This window comes from Brevundimonas sp. BR2-1 (assembly GCF_037626195.1).
GTDB lineage: Bacteria > Pseudomonadota > Alphaproteobacteria > Caulobacterales > Caulobacteraceae > Brevundimonas.
Genome location: NZ_JARKMV010000001.1, coordinates 784,373 through 800,886, shown reverse-complemented (window position 1 = coordinate 800,886; position 16,514 = coordinate 784,373). Strand labels below are relative to the sequence as shown.

General features: G+C 69.7%; 18 protein-coding genes and 1 other RNA gene. 12 read left to right on the top strand and 7 right to left on the bottom strand.

The window, feature by feature from the left end; genetic code table 11:
• Positions 1-62: 62 nt before the first annotated feature.
• From BrevBR_RS04080 to BrevBR_RS04070, 3 genes are read right to left on the bottom strand one after another with little or no spacing between them, the layout of a single operon-like run.
• Positions 63-1,388: a S41 family peptidase gene (locus tag BrevBR_RS04080; RefSeq protein WP_340000020.1), complete on the bottom strand. Its 1,326-nt coding sequence runs from the start codon at positions 1,386-1,388 to the stop codon at positions 63-65.
• On the bottom strand, positions 1,388-2,971 hold the full coding sequence (locus BrevBR_RS04075) for an ATP-binding protein (RefSeq protein WP_340000019.1): 1,584 nt from the start codon (positions 2,969-2,971) through the stop codon (positions 1,388-1,390). Before BrevBR_RS04075 ends, BrevBR_RS04080 begins: the two co-directional genes overlap by 1 nt.
• Positions 2,968-3,699: a response regulator gene (locus BrevBR_RS04070; RefSeq protein WP_332638768.1), complete on the bottom strand. Its 732-nt coding sequence runs from the start codon at positions 3,697-3,699 to the stop codon at positions 2,968-2,970. The genes BrevBR_RS04075 and BrevBR_RS04070 overlap by 4 nt, the downstream gene beginning before the upstream one ends.
• A gap of 128 nt (positions 3,700-3,827) precedes the next feature.
• Between BrevBR_RS04070 and BrevBR_RS04065 the strand changes: the two genes are divergently transcribed.
• Complete coding sequence (locus tag BrevBR_RS04065) at positions 3,828-4,550, top strand: EF-hand domain-containing protein (protein ID WP_340000018.1); 723 nt, start codon at positions 3,828-3,830, stop codon at positions 4,548-4,550.
• A 56-nt stretch (positions 4,551-4,606) separates the two neighbouring features.
• Positions 4,607-5,896: a S41 family peptidase gene (locus BrevBR_RS04060; protein WP_340000017.1), complete on the top strand. Its 1,290-nt coding sequence runs from the start codon at positions 4,607-4,609 to the stop codon at positions 5,894-5,896.
• Here BrevBR_RS04060 and purT read toward each other — a convergent pair.
• Genes purT through tkt form a run of 4 tightly spaced genes read right to left on the bottom strand, consistent with a single transcriptional unit; the run spans position 5,893 to position 10,293 of the window.
• Entirely contained in the window at positions 5,893-7,086 is a 1,194-nt protein-coding gene (purT, locus tag BrevBR_RS04055; RefSeq protein ID WP_340000016.1) for a formate-dependent phosphoribosylglycinamide formyltransferase, read from the bottom strand. The genes BrevBR_RS04060 and purT overlap by 4 nt on opposite strands.
• A gap of 17 nt (positions 7,087-7,103) precedes the next feature.
• On the bottom strand, positions 7,104-7,946 hold the full coding sequence (locus BrevBR_RS04050; RefSeq protein ID WP_332638772.1) for an alpha/beta hydrolase: 843 nt from the start codon (positions 7,944-7,946) through the stop codon (positions 7,104-7,106).
• Positions 7,943-8,338 carry a VOC family protein gene (locus BrevBR_RS04045; RefSeq protein WP_340000015.1) on the bottom strand — a complete coding sequence of 132 codons (396 nt, stop codon included), beginning with the start codon at positions 8,336-8,338 and terminating at the stop codon, positions 7,943-7,945. The genes BrevBR_RS04050 and BrevBR_RS04045 overlap by 4 nt, the downstream gene beginning before the upstream one ends.
• A complete protein-coding gene (gene tkt, locus BrevBR_RS04040) occupies positions 8,338-10,293 on the bottom strand; it encodes a transketolase (protein WP_340000756.1) in 1,956 nt (651 codons plus the stop codon). Before tkt ends, BrevBR_RS04045 begins: the two co-directional genes overlap by 1 nt.
• Before the next feature lie 143 nt (positions 10,294-10,436).
• On the opposite strand from tkt, the gene BrevBR_RS04035 reads away from it, so the two are divergent.
• From BrevBR_RS04035 to BrevBR_RS03990, 10 genes are all read left to right on the top strand, one after another.
• Positions 10,437-10,694, top strand: coding sequence for a hypothetical protein (locus tag BrevBR_RS04035; protein ID WP_332638774.1), 258 nt, complete (start codon positions 10,437-10,439; stop codon positions 10,692-10,694).
• Complete coding sequence (locus BrevBR_RS04030) at positions 10,694-11,005, top strand: cell division protein ZapA (protein WP_332638775.1); 312 nt, start codon at positions 10,694-10,696, stop codon at positions 11,003-11,005. Before BrevBR_RS04035 ends, BrevBR_RS04030 begins: the two co-directional genes overlap by 1 nt.
• 75 nt (positions 11,006-11,080) lie before the next feature.
• Entirely contained in the window at positions 11,081-11,560 is a 480-nt protein-coding gene (locus BrevBR_RS04025) for a MarR family winged helix-turn-helix transcriptional regulator (RefSeq protein ID WP_340000014.1), read from the top strand.
• Positions 11,560-12,906, top strand: coding sequence for a S41 family peptidase (locus BrevBR_RS04020; RefSeq protein ID WP_340000013.1), 1,347 nt, complete (start codon positions 11,560-11,562; stop codon positions 12,904-12,906). The genes BrevBR_RS04025 and BrevBR_RS04020 overlap by 1 nt, the downstream gene beginning before the upstream one ends.
• Before the next feature lie 53 nt (positions 12,907-12,959).
• Positions 12,960-13,120, top strand: a non-coding RNA gene (gene ssrS / locus BrevBR_RS04015) — 6S RNA.
• A gap of 157 nt (positions 13,121-13,277) precedes the next feature.
• A complete protein-coding gene (locus tag BrevBR_RS04010; protein WP_340000012.1) occupies positions 13,278-13,823 on the top strand; it encodes a 5-formyltetrahydrofolate cyclo-ligase in 546 nt (181 codons plus the stop codon).
• Complete coding sequence (locus tag BrevBR_RS04005) at positions 13,820-14,644, top strand: TIGR00282 family metallophosphoesterase (protein WP_340000011.1); 825 nt, start codon at positions 13,820-13,822, stop codon at positions 14,642-14,644. The genes BrevBR_RS04010 and BrevBR_RS04005 overlap by 4 nt, the downstream gene beginning before the upstream one ends.
• A 58-nt stretch (positions 14,645-14,702) precedes the next feature.
• Entirely contained in the window at positions 14,703-15,161 is a 459-nt protein-coding gene (locus tag BrevBR_RS04000) for a MotA/TolQ/ExbB proton channel family protein (protein ID WP_340000010.1), read from the top strand.
• Positions 15,155-15,484 (top strand): BlaI/MecI/CopY family transcriptional regulator, encoded by a 330-nt coding sequence (locus BrevBR_RS03995; RefSeq protein WP_340000755.1) that lies wholly within the window; start codon positions 15,155-15,157, stop codon positions 15,482-15,484. The genes BrevBR_RS04000 and BrevBR_RS03995 overlap by 7 nt, the downstream gene beginning before the upstream one ends.
• A 105-nt stretch (positions 15,485-15,589) precedes the next feature.
• Entirely contained in the window at positions 15,590-16,420 is an 831-nt protein-coding gene (locus tag BrevBR_RS03990; RefSeq protein ID WP_340000009.1) for a DUF5694 domain-containing protein, read from the top strand.
• Positions 16,421-16,514: the final 94 nt, after the last annotated feature.

The window sequence follows — 16,514 nt, the reverse complement described above, 5'->3', positions numbered from 1 at the left end:
ACCGGCGGGCGCGAGGATCAACCCCGCGCCCGTAACAAGGCGTGATCAACTGTAACGCTGGCTCAGTCCGAGCGGCGCGCGCGCGGTCCCGGACCGCCGAGACCGACCTGATCCATCGTCACGACCCGCCCCGCCTGGTCCCGCGAGAAACGCACGCGCCGGCCCGGATCTCCAACCACGGTGAACAGATCGCCATCCAGCCGCGCCAGAAGCACCGGAGGACGGCGGCCGCGGACGACATTCAGCCGGTCTCCGGCCACCGACACGACCTGTTCGCCATAGGCGCCGGCATAGGGGGCCAGATCGCCTGCCGCCGTGGTCGAGTTCATCGCCTGCAGGGCCCAGGCGGCGTCGGTGCGGCCGCTGTCGCCGGCCAGGATCGCTTCCAGCGCCAGCGTATGGGCGCGCGCGAGTGCCTGATCCCACGGCACGGCGACATCCGGCAGGACCCCCGTCCCCTCCCAGTTTCCGCCTGTGTTCGGATTTTTCGGCGACCCCTGCGAGATGAACACCGCGAAGCCGCCGCCCACCGGGACCATGCCGCCCGGATTGGCCGCACCGCCCGAGGCCTCGCCGACGATGGTCGCGCGCCGGGCGCCCTGCAGGGTGTAGGGGAAGGCCTCGCCCGCCGAACCGGTTCTGCCGCTGATCAGGACATAGACCGGAACTTCCAGCCGGGGCGTCGGATAGAAGACGGTCGGGGCCTCGCTTTCTGTACCCTCGCGGCTGTGGAAGATGTTGTAGATCGGGGCATTCGCCGGAGTGAAGGCGCTGGTCAGATAGCCGACCATCGAAGGCGCGCCGCCGCCATTGTCGCGCAGGTCGAAAATCACCGCATCGGCGTCGGCGACGAAGCTGAGGGCCGCATCGGCTGCGCGCCGGGCCGGATCGGCCGGGTTCTCGAAGTCGATGTTCGAGAACTGGCGCAGATCGATGTAGCCGACGTTGCCGGGCAGGATCTCTACCTTGCGGAAGCCGTAGTGGCCCCGCGCCTCCATCGGATTGGCCGGACGCGCCCTGCGCACCGGTTCCCCCGCGGCTACGGACGGGGGTGGCGAACCGGGAGCCCGCACGACCCGTTGGGGCCCCGCGCCTGGTCCGGCCGGCGCGTTGGGGTCGAAGGCGACGTTGAAGTGGGCGTCCAGCGGTCGCAGCCGCCGGCTCAATGTCGCCGCGAGATCGCGCGGATCGGTCAGGGCGTCGAAGGCGCCGGCCGCGCTTTCGGCCTCCAGCCCGTCGGCGATGCGATCACCGGCGGCGGGATCGAAATACAGGTCGCGAATGCGCCCGGCGACGGCGTTGGCCGTCTCGCGCGGCGTCTGCGTCGGCGTTTGAGCGAAGGCCGGGAAGGCCGCCATGAGGGCGGTGGCGAAAAGCAGGGCTCGCATCAGGGCGTCTCCGTCGATCGGTGGACAAGGGGCAGGGTCAGGCGGGCGGCCAGGCCGCCGCCGGGCCGGTTGGTCAGGGTCACGTCGCCGCCGAACGCCCGCGCCGCCTGCCGGGCGACCGTCAGACCCAGGCCGGCTCCGCCCGTCTCGCGGCTGCGTGAGCGTTCGGCGCGGTGGAAGGGTTCGAATACCGTCTCCAGCTCGCTCTCGGCCAGGCCGGGGCCGTCGTCCTCGACGACGATCACGGCGCGGCCGTCCTCCGCCGACGCCTTGACCCGCGCCGCGTCGCCGAACTTGACGGCGTTGGCGATCAGATTGGCCAGGGCGCGGCGCAGGGCGGCGGGATCGGCCTCGACCGGAAGCGCGTCGCCGTTGGCGAAGGTCACCGCCGCGCCGGTTTCGGAGAAGCCGGCCGCGCAGTCCTCGGCCAGACCGGACAGATCGAACCATTCCCGCCGCTCCGGGGTCGTCTCGCCGCGCACATAGGCCATGGCCTGGGCGATCAGGGCGTCCATCTCCTCGATGTCGGCGGCCATGCGGTCGCGCACCGCTTCCGGCGCCTGTTCGGCCCTGAAGCGCAGCCGGGTCAGGGGCGTGCGCAGATCATGGGCGATGGCGGCCACCGTCTGGGTGCGCCGGCGCATGTGGTCGCGCAGCGACGCCTGCATGTCGTTGAAGGCCTGGATCGCGGTGCGCACCTCGCTGGGCCCGGACGGTTTCAGCGGATCGGCGTCGGGGTCGGCGCCCAGCCGTTCGGCGGCGTCGGCGAAGACCCGGATCGGGCGGGTCAGCCGGCGCGCCATGAACCAGACCAGCGGCGCCAGCAGCAGCATGGATATGGCGAGGGCCAGCAACACCCGCTGCTGCCATGGCGACAACAGCCCGCGCGGCGGCTCGACTGTGGCCCAGCGTCCATCCGGCTGAAGCACCGAGGCGGCGAAGGGGGCGAAGGTCAGCCTGTCGGCCAGAACCGTGAACTGGCGCGTCTCGCGGTCGATTATGAAGGCTCCACCCGGCCCGTGCGGCGCGACATGGCGCAGGTTCAGCCGGGCCCGGATCTCGCCGCCCTGCTGCAAGAGGGCGATGGCCCCGGGCGCCGGGGGAGGCGGCGGCGCGGGGGCCGCGGCCGGCGGCGGGGGAGCGGGCGGGACCGGCGGCCTGGGGGTCCGGCGCTGGCTTTCCACGAAGACGAAGTTGAGTTGATCCCTCGCCGCGGCGTCCGGCGGCCCGGCCCGCCGCTTCCTTGGCCGGTCGTGATCGACCCGGACTCGTACGGTCTCCGGCTCGACGCCCAGCCGCTGGGCCAGAGCCGCAGTGATGGCCATGGCCATGGGATCAGTCCGGTCGTCCGGACCCAGGGCGGTGGGGCGGTCGGTCAGGCGTCGACGCAGCGTCCGCCCGTCCGATGTCCGGGCCGGTTCGCCTTTCAGCGCATTGGCTGCCGCCTCGATGCTGAATCCGGCGGGCCGCGGCTCGGGCGCCAGCACCACGACGCCGAAGGCCACGGCTTGGGACATGACGACGGCCAGCGCCGCAAGCGCGGCCACCTGGACCAGAACCGGAAAGGACGACGGACGCCTCACGCAGCGCCCCGCGCGCCGGCCTGACGTTCCACGCGGACGTCGAACATGTAGCCCTCGCCGCGCAGCGTCTGAATCATCTCCAGGCCCGAGCCGTCGTCGAGCTTTTTCCGCAGCCGGCTGATCTGCACGTCCATGGCCCGGTCAAACACGTCGGCGTCCGCGCCTCGCGCCCGTTCCAGCAATTGGTCGCGGGTCAGCACCCGGCCGGGCCGCTCGGCGAAGGCACGCAGCAGGGCGAACTCTCCCGCCGAAAGGGAGACCGCCCGTCCGTCCGGCCGCGTCAGCTCGCGGCGCAACAGGTCCAGCCGCCAGCCGGCGAAGGTCAGGGCCGGGCCCTCGGCGGCGCTTTCGTCGCGCGGACGGCGCAGTACGGCCCGGACCCGGGCCAGCAGTTCGCGCGGATTGCACGGTTTGGCCAGATAGTCGTCGGCCCCCAGTTCCAGCCCGACGATCCGGTCGGTGTCCTCGCCCATGGCCGACAGCATCACGATCGGCGGCCCGCCCTTGCTCGACAGCCGCCGGCAGACCGACAGCCCGTCCTCGCCCGGCATCATCAGGTCCAGCACGATCAGGTCGGGCGCCTGGCGCGCGATGGCCCGGTCCATCTCGGCGGCCGAGGCGGCGCCCGTCGCGTCATAACCGTGCTGGCCCAGATAGTCGCACAGCACCTCGCGGATGCCGGGATCGTCGTCGACGACGAGAATACGGGGGGCGGGGTCGGTTTGCATGCCCGCCATTGTGGCGAAGCGGACGCTCGCCGTCATTTCAGCGTTGAAACATTTCCAGGGCCGCCTGAAACACAGACGAAAGGGCGGCATGGTGGAACAGCGTCGCTCCATAACGGGAAACAACCCCCATGCTGACCCTGATCGCCCTGTCCGCCCTCCTGATGCAGGATCCCCCCGCGCCTCCCGCCCCGCCGGCGCCCCCGGCTCCGCCAGAGGTCCATGCCCGTTTCCTGGTGGTGGGGGACGGCCCCGGCGGTCTGGACAAGGACGGTGACGGCCAGATCACGCGCGAGGAGTTCGCTGCGCCGATGAATGACCATTTCGCCCGCATGGACAAGGACGGCGACGGGCGCTTGTCGACCGAGGAACTGTCCGCGGGTCACGGCCCCGGCGCGCACGTCTTCATGCGCGGTCCGGGCGGCGAGGGCGGGCCCGGCGTCCGCCACTTCGAACTGAGCCGTTCCGGCGCTCCGGGCGAGCATGCCGAGCATGACGTCCGCACCATGGTCTTCGCGGGCCGTGGCGAAGGCGGCGCCCACGGCGAGCACGAGATCGTCATTCGCGGCCCCGGCGACGAAGGAGGCCCCCGCATCATCCACCTGCCGCGCGGCGCCGGGGGCGAGCGCAACGTCATGGTTCGCCGGCTCGGCGGCCCGGACGGCGAACACAAGATGGACGCCGACAACGACGGCCGCATCAGCGAGGCCGAGTTCACTGGTCCCCTGCGCGAAGCTTTCACCCGCATGGACGCCGACCGTTCCGGCTTCCTCGAGGAAGGCGAACGCGGTCAGGGTCACGACGTCCAGGTCTTCAGCCACCGGATCGAAACCCGACAGGACCGTGAAGACTGATCCGTTCAGCAACTTCGTGATTTGAAAGTCATCGAAGGCGCTCTTTAAGTGGCGTCATGAAGTTCCGTCGCCTGTTTGAACGACTGGCCGTGTCAGCCGCGATGAGCCTTGCGCTTGTCGCGGCTCCGTCGTTTGCGGGCGATCCCGCCGCATCGGCGGCCCCTCCGGCGACGGAGGCGGCCCCGGCCGCGCCCGGCCGCGAACGTGTTCGGATGAACCAGCGGGTTTTCGACCATGTCTGGAACGAGGTTCGCCGCGAATACTACGACCCGGATCTGCACGGCGTGGACTGGAACGCCGCGCGTCAGACGTGGCGGCCTGTGGCGCTGGCCGCTCCGGACGACCGCACCTTGTACCGTTCGCTGCGCGAGATGCTGAACCTGCTGGACGACGACCACGCCGGCGCCGCGCCGCCCGCGGTGGCGCGCCGACAGGACCAGCTGCGCGAGCCCCGCGCCGCCGTCGGCCTGTCCCTGCGCGCCGACCGGGACGATCAGGACAGCTATGTGGTGGAACAGGTCCGCGAGGGTTCGCCCGCGGCCGAGGCGGGGGTAGGCGTGGGCTGGCGGCTGATCGCCGACGGCGCATCGGGCTGGACGCCGGATCAGGACGTGGTCGAGGGCCGGCCCCTTGTCCTGTCGATGATCGACGCCGAGGGCGCCGCGCGGACGACCATCCTGAACCCCCGCGTGATGGAGCCCCGGCCGGCCTTCGTTGCGGACCGCAGCCGGCCCGATGTCCTTGTCCTGCGGGTCGAGGGCTTCGAACAGGGTCTGGGCCGCTGGATGGGGGAGCAACTGGCCGGCCTGACTCCGGACATCGACGTCGTCCTGGATCTTCGCGGCAATCCCGGCGGCCGGCTGATGGAGGCGGACGCGGTGCTGAGTTGCTTCCTGCCGGTGAACCGGGCCTGGGCGACCCGCACCTCGCGAAGCGGCCGGCGGATCGAGCTGAAGACCGGCGGCGGATGCGGGCCGTTGACCGCGCCCGTCGCCAACGATGTAGCCGTTCTGGTCGACGACCAGAGCCGCAGCGCCGCCGAACTGACGCCCGCCGCCCTTCAGGAGGCGCGTCGCGCTGTCGTGGTCGGGGCGCCGACGGCGGGGGCCGTACTTATTTCGCAGGAAACGCGGCTGCCGGACGGCGGCCGGCTGACGCTCAGCCGCGCCGACTTCGTCACCTCGGGCGGCGTGCGGCTTGAGAAGCATGGCGTGACGCCCGATCTGGCGGTTGCGACCGCCGGGGATGGCGGCGCCAGCCGGGACGCCGCGCTTGAGACGGCGGTCGCCGCCCTGGCGGCGCCGCGCGCGGAACAGGCGTGGGCCATGGTCGCCGCGCCGCTCTAGACCGCGACTGGCCTGACCCTCGACGCCGCCAGCCGCGCCCGTTCGCGGGCTTCGTCCGTAGTCGCCCCCCGCGCCGTCGCCACCCCCATGCGCCGGCGCTCATAGCTCTCGGGCTTGCCGAACAGGCGCAGGTCGGCGGTCGGAACGGCCAAGGCCTCGGCCACGCCCTCGAAGGCGATGCCCACGGCATCCACACCGCCATAGATCACCGCGCTGGCGCCGATATCGCGCTGGCTGACATCGACCGGCAGGCCCAGGATGGCGCGAGCATGCAGGGCGAACTCGCTCATGGTCTGGGTCGCCATCGTCACCAGGCCGGTGTCGTGCGGGCGGGGCGACACCTCTGAAAACCAGACCTGGTCGCCCTTCACGAACAGCTCGACCCCGAACACGCCGAGGCCGCCCAGCGAGTCCGTGACCTTGCCGGCGATATCCTGCGCGGCCATCAGGGCGGCGGACGTCATCGCCTGCGGCTGCCAGCTCTCGACATAGTCGCCCTTGACCTGACGGTGGCCGATGGGCGCGCAGAAGTCCGTCCGCACCGCCCCGTCCCGCATCGACCGCACGGTCAGCAGGGTGATCTCGAAATCGAAGTCGATGCGGCCCTCGACGATGACCGTCGCCGTCTCGACCCGCCCGCCAGACTGGGCATAGGCCCAGGCGCCGGCCACCTGATCGGCGGATTCCACGAAGGACTGCCCCTTGCCCGACGATGACATCACCGGCTTGACGAACACCGGCAGGCCGATCCGCTCCGCGGCCTCCGCCAGTTCTTTGGCCGACGAGGCGAAGGCATAGGGCGAGGTCGGCAGGCCCAGGTCTTCCCCCGCCAGTCGCCGGATGCCTTCGCGATTCATGGTCAGCTGTGTGGCGCGGGCCGTCGGGATGACCACGGCATGGCCCGCCGCCTCTATCTCGGCGAGGACGTCAGTGGCGATGGCCTCGATCTCGGGCACGATGATGTGGGGCGCCTCCGCCGCGATGACCCCGGCGAGGATATGCGGGTCCGTCATCGGTATGACGTGGCTGCGGTGCGCCACCTGCATGGCGGGAGCGTTGGGATAGCGGTCGACGGCGATGACCTCGACCCCCAGCCGCTGCAGCTCGATCGCGACCTCCTTGCCGAGCTCTCCGGCGCCCAGAAGCATCACGCGGACGGCGCTGTCCGACAGTGGTGTTCCAAGGCGCATGGTTCAGTCTCCGGTCGTCAGTTCGCGGGCGGGGGAACGGCGTACAGCCGCCGGAACGCGTCCAGCGCGGCCCCGTGATAGATGGTGGCGTGGCTCTCGTTCGGACGCGGTTCGAACGTCCACGTCACGCCGGGCAGGGCGTGCTCGCGCAGATTGCCGGTCAGGGTGTCCATCAGCGCCTGCGCCTCGGCGCCCTCATTGCCCATCGTCAGGATCAAGGTGCGCGGATCGTTCGAATGATCGCGCAGATGAGCGCCCGACTGACGCGCCAGCCGCCCGCCGTCCCACCACAGGCTGGGGCTGACGGCGACGTATGCGTCGAACATCTGGGGTTCCTTGAGAAAGGTCTCGACCACGAACAGCCCGGCCAAGGACTCGCCCATCAGCGCCGTTTCGCCATTGGTGCGAAAGCGGCCTTCGATGAACGGCTGGACCTCTTCCGCGACAAACCGCCGGAACCGGTCGGAGTGTCCTTGCGTCGGATAGCGGGCGATCAGTTCGGCGTTGTCCGTGGCCAGCGCCAGCTCATTGCGCCGGTCGACCGACGCAATCCCGATCACGATCACGTCCCGCGTCGTGCCGTTGACCGTCCCCAGCTGCGCCAGGCCGGAGATGTGGTGGAAATCCTGCCAGGTCGTCCCGCCGTCCAGCAGATACAGCACCGGATACCGCGTCTCGCCCTCCGCATAGCCGGGCGGCAGCCAGACATTGATCTCACGCGCCGCGCCCATCACCGCCGAGGGCAGGGCGTACGACTGGCCGATGACGATCGGCGTGGGCTCCGACTGGGCCGCGGCGGGCTTTCCGGTCAGAATCGCGCCGGCGATCATCAGGACCGTCATCACTGTTCGCAACATCATCTGGTCCCCCAGACCGGTTCGATCAGGTCCCAGGCGTTGCCGTAGAGATCCTGGAATACGACCACCTTCCCATAGGATTCGCGCCGTGGCGTCTCTCGAAATTCCACGCCGGCGGCCATCCAGGCGGCGTGGTCGCGGACCAGGTCGTCCGTCTCCAGAAACAGCCAGACGCGGTCGCCCGCCTGTTTGCCGATGGCCGCGCGCTGCGCCTCCGTCGTCGCGCGGGCCAGCAACAGGGACGTCTGCCCGCCCTTCGGCGTCACCCGCACCCAGCGCTTGCCTCCGCCCATGTCCGTGTCCTCGCTGAGCTCGAAACCCAGCTTGCCGACGAAGAAGGCGATGGCCTCGTCGTAGTCCCGGACCAGCAGGGAGACGGCCCCGAGATGGACCATCAGCCCTGGAGCCGCGCCTTGACCGCCGCAACCACGGCCTCCGTGGTGACCCCGAACTTCTCGTACAGGACCTCGGCCGGTGCGCTCGCCCCGAAGCCGGTCATGCCGACGAAGCCCCCGTCCTCGCCGATGAACCGCTCCCAGCCCTGCTGGATCGCGGCCTCGACGGCGACGCGGACCGTGCCGCGGCCGATGACGCTGTCCTGATATGTCTTCGGCTGCTCGAAGAAGAGCTCGAAACAGGGAACCGAGACGACCCGCGTCGGCGTGCCTTCGGCCTCCAGCGCGTCGGCGGCGGCCAGCGCCAGCGGGACCTCGGTGCCCGTGGCGAACAGGGTCGCCTTCGCCGCGCCGCTGGCGGCGCGCAGCTCATAGGCGCCCCGGGCCGACAGGTTCTCGGACGCCGCGACTGTGCGAACGGCGGCCGTCTTCTGCCGCGACAGGGCCATGGCCGACGGGGCGCTCTTGCTCTCCAGCGCCAGCTTCCAGCACTCCATGGCCTCGACCGTGTCGGCGGGGCGGAAGACCAACAGGTTCGGAATGGCGCGCAGGGCGGCCAGGTGCTCGACCGGCTGGTGCGTCGGGCCATCCTCGCCCAGGCCGATGCTGTCATGCGTCAGCACATGGATCGCCCGCACCCCCATCAGGGCGCCGAGGCGGATCGCCGGGCGGCTGTAGTCCGAGAAGACCATGAAGGTGCCGCCGTACGGGATCACCCCCCCGTGCAGCGCCATGCCGTTCATGGCCGCGGCCATGCCGAACTCGCGGATGCCCCAGTTGACGTACCGGCCCTCATAGGTCGGCGCGTCGAAGATCGGCGTGCCTTTTACGAAGGTGTTGTTCGAGCCGGTCAGGTCGGCCGACCCGCCTATCAGTTCGGGGATGGCGGCGAACAGTTCGTCCAGCGCAGCGCCCGACGACTGGCGCGTCGCCTGGGCCGGCTTCGTCTCGACCAGTTCGGCGATCTTCGCCTGCAGCTTGTCGAAGGCGCCTGTGGGCAGGTCGCCCTTCATGGCGCGGGTAAAGTCGGCGGCCTGGGTCGAGGCGTTCAGCCGGGCCTCCCACGCCTTGCGCGCCTTGGCGCCCCGGCGTCCGACCTTCTTCCACGCCTTGTCGACCGCTTCCGGCAGCTCGAAGGGCTCATGCGTCCAGGACAGGCCCAGGCGGGTTGCGGCGATCTCGGCCGCGCCCAAAGCCGCGCCGTGGGTCTTGTGGCTGCCTTCCATGGTGGCGGCGCCGCGGCCGATCTTCGTCTTGCAGGCGATCAGGGTCGGCCTGTCCTGACGCGTCGCCCACTGCAGGGCCGACTTGATCGCTTTCATGTCGTGGCCGTCGATGGCCTTCACGGCCCAGCCCGCGGCCTTGAATCGCGCCTTCTGGTCGGTGGCGTCCGACAGCGAGACCGCGCCGTCGATGGTGATCGAATTGTCGTCCCACAGCACCGTCAGCTTGTTCAGCCGGTAGCGGCCGGCCAGGGCGATCGCCTCCTGCGACACGCCTTCCATCAGACAGCCGTCGCCGGCGATGACCCAGGTCCGGTGGTCGACCAGATCGTCGCCGAACCGCGCCGCCAGATGGCGCTCGGCCATGGCGAAGCCGACGCTGTTGGCCAGGCCTTGGCCCAGCGGCCCGGTGGTGGTCTCGACGCCCGGCATATGGCCGAACTCCGGGTGGCCGGCGGTCTTCGAGCCCCACTGGCGGAAGTTGGACAGCTCCTCCTTCGTCGCGGCCTTGTAGCCGGTCAGGTGGAGCAGGGAGTAGATCAGCATCGACCCGTGTCCGGCCGACAGGATGAAGCGGTCGCGGTCGGCCCAGTCCGGGCGGCTGGCGTCGAACTTCAGAAATTTCGAAAACAGGACCGTCGCCACATCGGCCATGCCCATCGGCATGCCGGGGTGGCCGCTCTTCGCCTTTTCCACCCCGTCCATTGACAGCACCCGGATGGCGTCGGCCATCTGTCTCGGGGTGGCCTTTTCGGATGCGGTTTTAGCGTCGGTCACGGGGAGGACCTTTCGTCGGGAGGCGGAAAAAAGAAAGCGCGCCGCTTTACCCCGGCGTGCGCGCGGGTTCTATACGGATTCTGGAGGATGTGACCCGAATGGATGCTGCTTCGGCCGCCAAGGACCGTGTCGATCGCGCGCTCGCCCTGCTTGAGCGCCGCCTGCTGGACCTCAAGGGACGCGCTGCCGGATCCAGCCGCGTGCCGGACGACGATCTGTTCGCGCCCGGACCCTCGAGCGAGACCGACCGCCTTCGCATCCACGAGCTTGAAGCCGCCGGCCGCGACGCCGCCGAGGCCCTGTCCCGCGCCGCCGACGCCATCCGCGACAGCCTGGCCGAACAGGAGGTCCGCTGATGGCGACGGTGACCGTGGAGATCAACGGCCGCCCCTACGCCGTCGGTTGCGCCGACGGCCAGGAGGAGCGCGTCCGCACGCTCGCCAGCCAGTTCGACGGCCATGTGCGTCAGGTGGCGGGAGAGGTCGGCCATGTCGGCGACATCCGCCTGTTCCTGATGGCGGGCCTGATGCTGGCCGATGAACTGCACGAAGCGCGCGCCAACGGCGGGGCCTCCCCGGCTCCGTCCGCCGCCGCCAGCACCGACGGCGTCGCCGAGGCGCTGAACGCCGTCGCCGCCCGTCTCGAGAAGATCGCCCAGGGACTCTAAGGCCGACACGCCTGCGCCCGAAGCCTGTCGGATTTGTCATTTGGCGAGATATATTAGCGCTTATATATCTTTCCCATGACCTATTCCCTTCGCACTCACGGCGTTTTGCTGCGCCGGCTCGTCGACCACCTGGACGGGGCGGTGGAACAGACCTACCTCGATGCGGGCCTCGACTACCGGCCTCGCTTCACCCCGATCCTGCGAGCCCTTCTCAACCACGGCCCGTCGACCCTCCGCGCCCTGTCCTGCCACACGGGCGTCACCCATTCCGCCGTCAGCCAGACCATCACCCAGATGGCGGCGCGCCAGTGGGTCTCGCTCGAGCCGGGAACGGACGCCCGGGAACGCATCGTGACCCTCACCCCCTTCGCGCTGGAGCAGCTGCCCCGGCTGGAAAGGTGCTGGGCCGCCACTGAGGCTGCCTCGCGCTCGCTGGACGAGGATCTCGGCCAGTCCCTCGCCGACGTCCTGATCCGGGCGCTGGAAGCGCTTGAACGCCGCCCCCTCGCCGACCGCCTTGCGGCGGCTCTCTCTCCCAACTCCGGAGTCGTTTGATGAATCGTCTTGTCTTTTCCGCCTGCCTTCTGGCCTGTCTCGCCGGAACGCCGGCTCTCGCCCAGCGCGCCGCGCCGACGGCGGTCGCCCGCGCGGAAGCAGCGGCGACCCTGGACGCCGGACAGCGGGCCGCCGCCATAGCCGCCATCATCCAGACGGTGGAGAGCCGATACGTCTTTCCGGACCGCGTTCCGGCCATCCGGGACAGGCTCAATGAGGGGCTGTCCGGCGGACGCTACGAGACCGCTGACCCGGGCGTCTTCGCCGAGCGCGTGACCGCCGACCTTCGGGAATCGAGCGGCGACGGGCACATGTACCTGAACCATGCGCCCGATCAGTATGCGGCCGCGGCCGGTTCGGACGTGGACGCCGAGGACAACCCGGCGCTCCAGGCGATCTGGGCCGCCGCCGCCCGGCGCAGCAACAACGGCCTGACCGAGATGCGCATCCTGCCCGGCAACGTCCGCTACCTGCGGATCGGCCAGTTCCATTGGGTCGCCGACCGCACGGGGCAGGCCTATGACGACGCCATGCGCTTCATGCGTGACGGGGACGTCCTGATCATCGACCTGCGCGGCAACGGAGGCGGGGATCATGCCGCGGTGCGCTATCTGCTCAGCCACTTCATGGAGCCTGACCAGCTCGACATCACATTCCTGGAAGCGGGCAAGGATCCGATCCAGTCGCGCACGCTCGACAACCTTCCGGCCGGTCGGCTGCGCGGAAAGCCCCTCTATGTGCTGATCAGCCGCCAGGTCGGTTCTGCGGCCGAGGCGTTCGCCTATGACGTCCAGCAGTTCAGGCTCGGAACGCTGGTCGGTGCGACCACTGGAGGCGCGGCGAACAACAACACCTTCTTTCCCGTCGCGCCCGGCTTCATGCTCAGCGTTTCGTACGGACGCCCCGTCCACCCCGTGTCGGGCACGAACTGGGAAGCAGCCGGCGTAGCGCCGGACGTGGCGGTCGATCCCGCCGCCTCCCTCGACACCGCCGCGTCGCTGGCGCTGGACGGCCTGCTGGCCCGGACCGACGCCGACCCTGCGGACCGGGCCGGCTGGGAGTGGGCCCGCGTGGGCATCGAGTCCCGGCGGAACCCCGTCAGCCTGCCCGCGGCCCGCATGCGGTCCCTGGCCGGCGTCTACGGGGGACGCGCTATCCTGTTCGAGGAGGGGCGTCTGTTCTGGCGGCGGAACAACGGCCAGAAGGCCGCCCTGTCGCCCATGAACGCCGACGGCCTGTTCGCGGTCGAGGGCTACGATGACAGGCTGAGGCTCCGTCTGACCGGCGACGCCCTGGAAATGCACTGGATCGACGAGCCCGCGCCGTCACGTTTCGCCCGGGACTGAGGCGGTGGGCCATTGTTCCGCCGCCGGAGAGAGACTATCTTCTCCGGCGGCGGGTCTTGCTGCGGCCCTCGTCGAAGGCAACATTTCCTTGCGACCTTAATTCACTCGAAGGGAGCTGTCCCTGATCAGGCTCGTGGGCCTGGGCACACGGCGCCCACCTGGCTACCCAGGTCGAGAGGATTTAAACGTCCTTCACGGTTCTTGCGGCGCCGCCAACCTTTCTCTTTTTGCGCTATCGCTCGCTCCGCGGAGCCTCATTGCTTGAACGCGGCTTCGTCGCCGTCCGGTTTGACCGGACGGTCTCTGCTTGAGCGCGGTGGGGCCGCGCGCTACCGCTGAGAAGCGTGTTCGACGCGGCCGGACGGCTTTTCATGACCGACAAGCATCAGCTTCGCGCCGCAATGCGAGCCATGCGCAAGCGTCTGGCCGGACTGGACGCGGGCGCCGCGGGCCGCGCGGCCGAACAGGCCGATGCCCTGCCGCCCGGACGGATTGTCGCCGTCTATCGCGCCATTGGCTCGGAACTGGACGTCGACGCCCTGTCGCTGGCGCTCGGCCGGGCCGGGCGCGAGCTGTGTCTGCCGGTGGTGATCGAGCGGAACGCCCCCATGATTTTCCGACGCTGGTCGCCCGGCGAGCCGCTGGAGCTCGACGAGGCCGGCGTCCCCGCCCCGTTCCCGCTGGCCGAGATCGTCGAGCCTGACCTGATCCTGACGCCGCTTCTGGCCTTCGACGCCCAAGGGGGAAGACTGGGGCAGGGGGGCGGTTACTACGACCGGACCTTCGCCGCCTTGCCGAAGGCGCTCAGGATCGGCTTCGCCTACGCCGGCCAGGAGGTCGAGCGTCTGCCCGTCGAGGCGCACGACATCCGCCTGCATGGCGTTCTGACCGAGACCGGCTATAGAGCCTTCGCATGAGACTGGCTTTTTTCGGTGATGTCGTCGGCAAGTCCGGACGGGACGGCCTGAGCGACCACCTGCCCGGCCTGAAGCGCGACCTGAACCTCGACTTCGTGGTGGTCAACGCCGAGAACGCCGCCGGCGGCTTCGGCATCACCGAGAACACCGCGCGCGAGCTGTTCATGGCCGGCGCCGACTGCCTGACCCTCGGCAATCACAGCTGGGATCAGCGCGAGGCCCTGACCTATATCGTGCGCGAGCCGCGTCTGATCCGGCCCCTCAACTATCCGCGCCTGATGGACGCCCCCGGCGCCGGGGCCAACCTGTTCGAGACCCACAGCGGCAAGACCGTTCTGGTCATGAACGTGCTGGGCCGCATCCACATGGACCCGATGGACTGCCCGTTCAGCGCGGTCGAGAAGGAGTTGGCCGCCTGTCCGATGGGCGCCGTGGCCGACGCCATCATCGTCGACATGCATTGCGAGGCGACGTCCGAGAAGATGGCCATGGGCCATTTCTGCGACGGCCGGGCCTCGCTGGTGGTCGGCACCCACACCCATGTCCCGACCGCAGACTGCCAGATTCTGCCCGGAGGCACGGCCTATCAGACCGACGCCGGCGGCTGCTGCGACTATGACTCGGTCATCGGCAACGAGAAGGAAGAGCCTCTGCGGCGCTTCACCACCCGCCTGTCGGGCGGACGCTATGTCCCGGCCCACGGCCCGGCCACGGTATGCGGCGTCTATGTCGAGACCGACGACCGGACCGGGCTGGCCACGCGGGTCGAACCGATCCGGGTCGGCGGGCGGCTCAGCCAGGCGATACCCGTTCAGGCTTGACCGGTTAGTCTACGTATGTAAACTGAATAGATTACATACGTAGACAGGAAGCTTCCTCATGCCTCTTTCCAGAGCTACCGCAGTGGCCGTCATGGTGCTCGCCGCATTGCCGACGGCGGCGTTCGCCCAATCCCGTCTCACCCTGTCCAGCGTCTTCGCCGACGCAGACGAAACCATGAAGGCCCTGATGACCGCCCTCATCGTGGCCGCGCTCGCCGCGATCGTCGTGACAGCGCTCAAGCTGGCTTCGGGCAGGCGGCTAAATGGCGGATCCGCCTTCGTGTCCGCGCTTCGCCTCGGCGGGCCCCTGATCGGGCTGATGGGTGCGGCCTTCGTCCTGCTGATGGGCTTCATCGGCATCGCCAACGCCGGGGGACCGGTGCCGGTGACCGTGCTGGCGCCGGGCTTCGCCGAGGCGGCCCTGCTGTTCCTGCTGGGCCTGCTCGCGGGCGTCGTCGGCGTGATCTGCCACTGGATCATCGAGGCCCGCATTGACCGCACGGTGCTGCAATCCTGACCCCGGCCCGCATATCGGTCACCGAGGCCGAGAGCGCGATCCTCGCCGCACTCTGGCGGTGCGGCCCTCTGTCCTTCGCGTCCCTGATCGAGGAGGTGAAGGCGTCCAATCCCTGGGCCGACGCCACCATCAAGACCCTGCTCCATCGCCTGATGCAGAAGGGGGCGGTGCGCTCGCAGAAGGACGACGGCCGCCAACGCTATCACGCCGCCATCGATCGTCAGGCCTATGTGGAAGGCGAGGTGCAGGACCTGCTGGACCGGCTGTTCGACGGCAGGCCGGACCGCCTCGTGGCCCTCCTGGCCGACCGGCTGGATCTGTAGCCCGCAGGGCCAGCCCGTCGCGCGATTTCGCCTTCGAAAAAATCACCGCCGGTGCATCCGAACGGCCCGATTCCGGCCTCTCGTCTTCAAATCGGGAGCCCGTCCATGCTGAAACTTCTCGCGGCCATGATGGCCCTCGTCCTGCCGACCGCCGCCATAGCCCAGACGCCCGAACCGGCGCCGATCGAGGTCATGGTGCTGGGGACCTATCACATGGGCAACCCCGGCAACGACCTCCACAACGCCCGGATCGACCCGGTCACCACGCCGGGGAAGCAGGTCCAGCTTGAGGCGGTGGCCGAGGGGCTGTCCCGCTTTCGCCCCACGGCGGTGGCCGTCGAACGGATCGCTCGCGACCAGTCCACCCTGCTGGATCACCGCTACCCGGACTTCACCCCGGCCGATCTGCTGACCAATGCCGATGAGCGCGTCCAGATCGGCTATAGGCTGGCCCACCGGCTCGGTCTCGAGCGCGTTTACGGCATCGACGAGCAGGACCGCGAGGGCCAGCCGTCCTATTTCCCCTTCGAGGCTGTGCAGGCCTGGGCCGAGGCCAATGGCGACGGCGGTCGCCTCGGCGCCATGCACGGCGAGATCGCCTCCATGCTCGCCGACCTCGAGCAGCGGCAGGCCACGGAAACGGTCGGCCAGCTGCTGACACGGATCAACAGGCCCGAACGCGTGCAGTGGGATCAGGGCTTCTACGCCCGCCTGATGGCCTTCGGCGCCGCCGACGACCAGCCGGGAGCGGTCCTGAACGCGCGCTGGTACGCCCGAAACGCCCAGATATTCGCCCGCCTGCTGCAGGTCGCCCGACCGGGGGACCGCATCGTGGTGATTTACGGGTCGGGCCACAACTACTGGCTCCGCCAGATGGTCGAGACCACGCCCGGCTTCCGCCTCGTGCAGCCCGGCGACTACCTGCCGGAAGGCTGACGGAAGCGCCTCGCGAACGGCTTGGCCTCACGGGCGGTAGCTGCTGTCTCTCAATTCACCGGTTCCTGTATCCAGGGTCGCCGGGACGCCGTCG

Excerpts from the sequence above, each read along its gene's own strand:
- BrevBR_RS04080 (WP_340000020.1), bottom strand. The coding sequence starts at position 1,388 with ATGCGAGCCCTGCTTTTCGCCACCGCCCTCATGGCGGCCTTCCCGGCC.
- BrevBR_RS04070 (WP_332638768.1), bottom strand. The coding sequence starts at position 3,699 with ATGCAAACCGACCCCGCCCCCCGTATTCTCGTCGTCGACGACGATCCC.
- BrevBR_RS04065 (WP_340000018.1), top strand. The coding sequence starts at position 3,828 with ATGCTGACCCTGATCGCCCTGTCCGCCCTCCTGATGCAGGATCCCCCC.
- BrevBR_RS04060 (WP_340000017.1), top strand. The coding sequence starts at position 4,607 with ATGAAGTTCCGTCGCCTGTTTGAACGACTGGCCGTGTCAGCCGCGATG.
- purT (WP_340000016.1), bottom strand. The coding sequence starts at position 7,086 with ATGCGCCTTGGAACACCACTGTCGGACAGCGCCGTCCGCGTGATGCTT.
- BrevBR_RS04050 (WP_332638772.1), bottom strand. The coding sequence starts at position 7,946 with ATGATGTTGCGAACAGTGATGACGGTCCTGATGATCGCCGGCGCGATT.
- BrevBR_RS04045 (WP_340000015.1), bottom strand. The coding sequence starts at position 8,338 with ATGGTCCATCTCGGGGCCGTCTCCCTGCTGGTCCGGGACTACGACGAG.
- tkt (WP_340000756.1), bottom strand. The coding sequence starts at position 10,293 with ATGGCCGACGCCATCCGGGTGCTGTCAATGGACGGGGTGGAAAAGGCG.
- BrevBR_RS04035 (WP_332638774.1), top strand. The coding sequence starts at position 10,437 with ATGGATGCTGCTTCGGCCGCCAAGGACCGTGTCGATCGCGCGCTCGCC.
- BrevBR_RS04030 (WP_332638775.1), top strand. The coding sequence starts at position 10,694 with ATGGCGACGGTGACCGTGGAGATCAACGGCCGCCCCTACGCCGTCGGT.
- BrevBR_RS04025 (WP_340000014.1), top strand. The coding sequence starts at position 11,081 with ATGACCTATTCCCTTCGCACTCACGGCGTTTTGCTGCGCCGGCTCGTC.
- BrevBR_RS04020 (WP_340000013.1), top strand. The coding sequence starts at position 11,560 with ATGAATCGTCTTGTCTTTTCCGCCTGCCTTCTGGCCTGTCTCGCCGGA.
- BrevBR_RS04010 (WP_340000012.1), top strand. The coding sequence starts at position 13,278 with ATGACCGACAAGCATCAGCTTCGCGCCGCAATGCGAGCCATGCGCAAG.
- BrevBR_RS04005 (WP_340000011.1), top strand. The coding sequence starts at position 13,820 with ATGAGACTGGCTTTTTTCGGTGATGTCGTCGGCAAGTCCGGACGGGAC.
- BrevBR_RS04000 (WP_340000010.1), top strand. The coding sequence starts at position 14,703 with ATGCCTCTTTCCAGAGCTACCGCAGTGGCCGTCATGGTGCTCGCCGCA.
- BrevBR_RS03990 (WP_340000009.1), top strand. The coding sequence starts at position 15,590 with ATGCTGAAACTTCTCGCGGCCATGATGGCCCTCGTCCTGCCGACCGCC.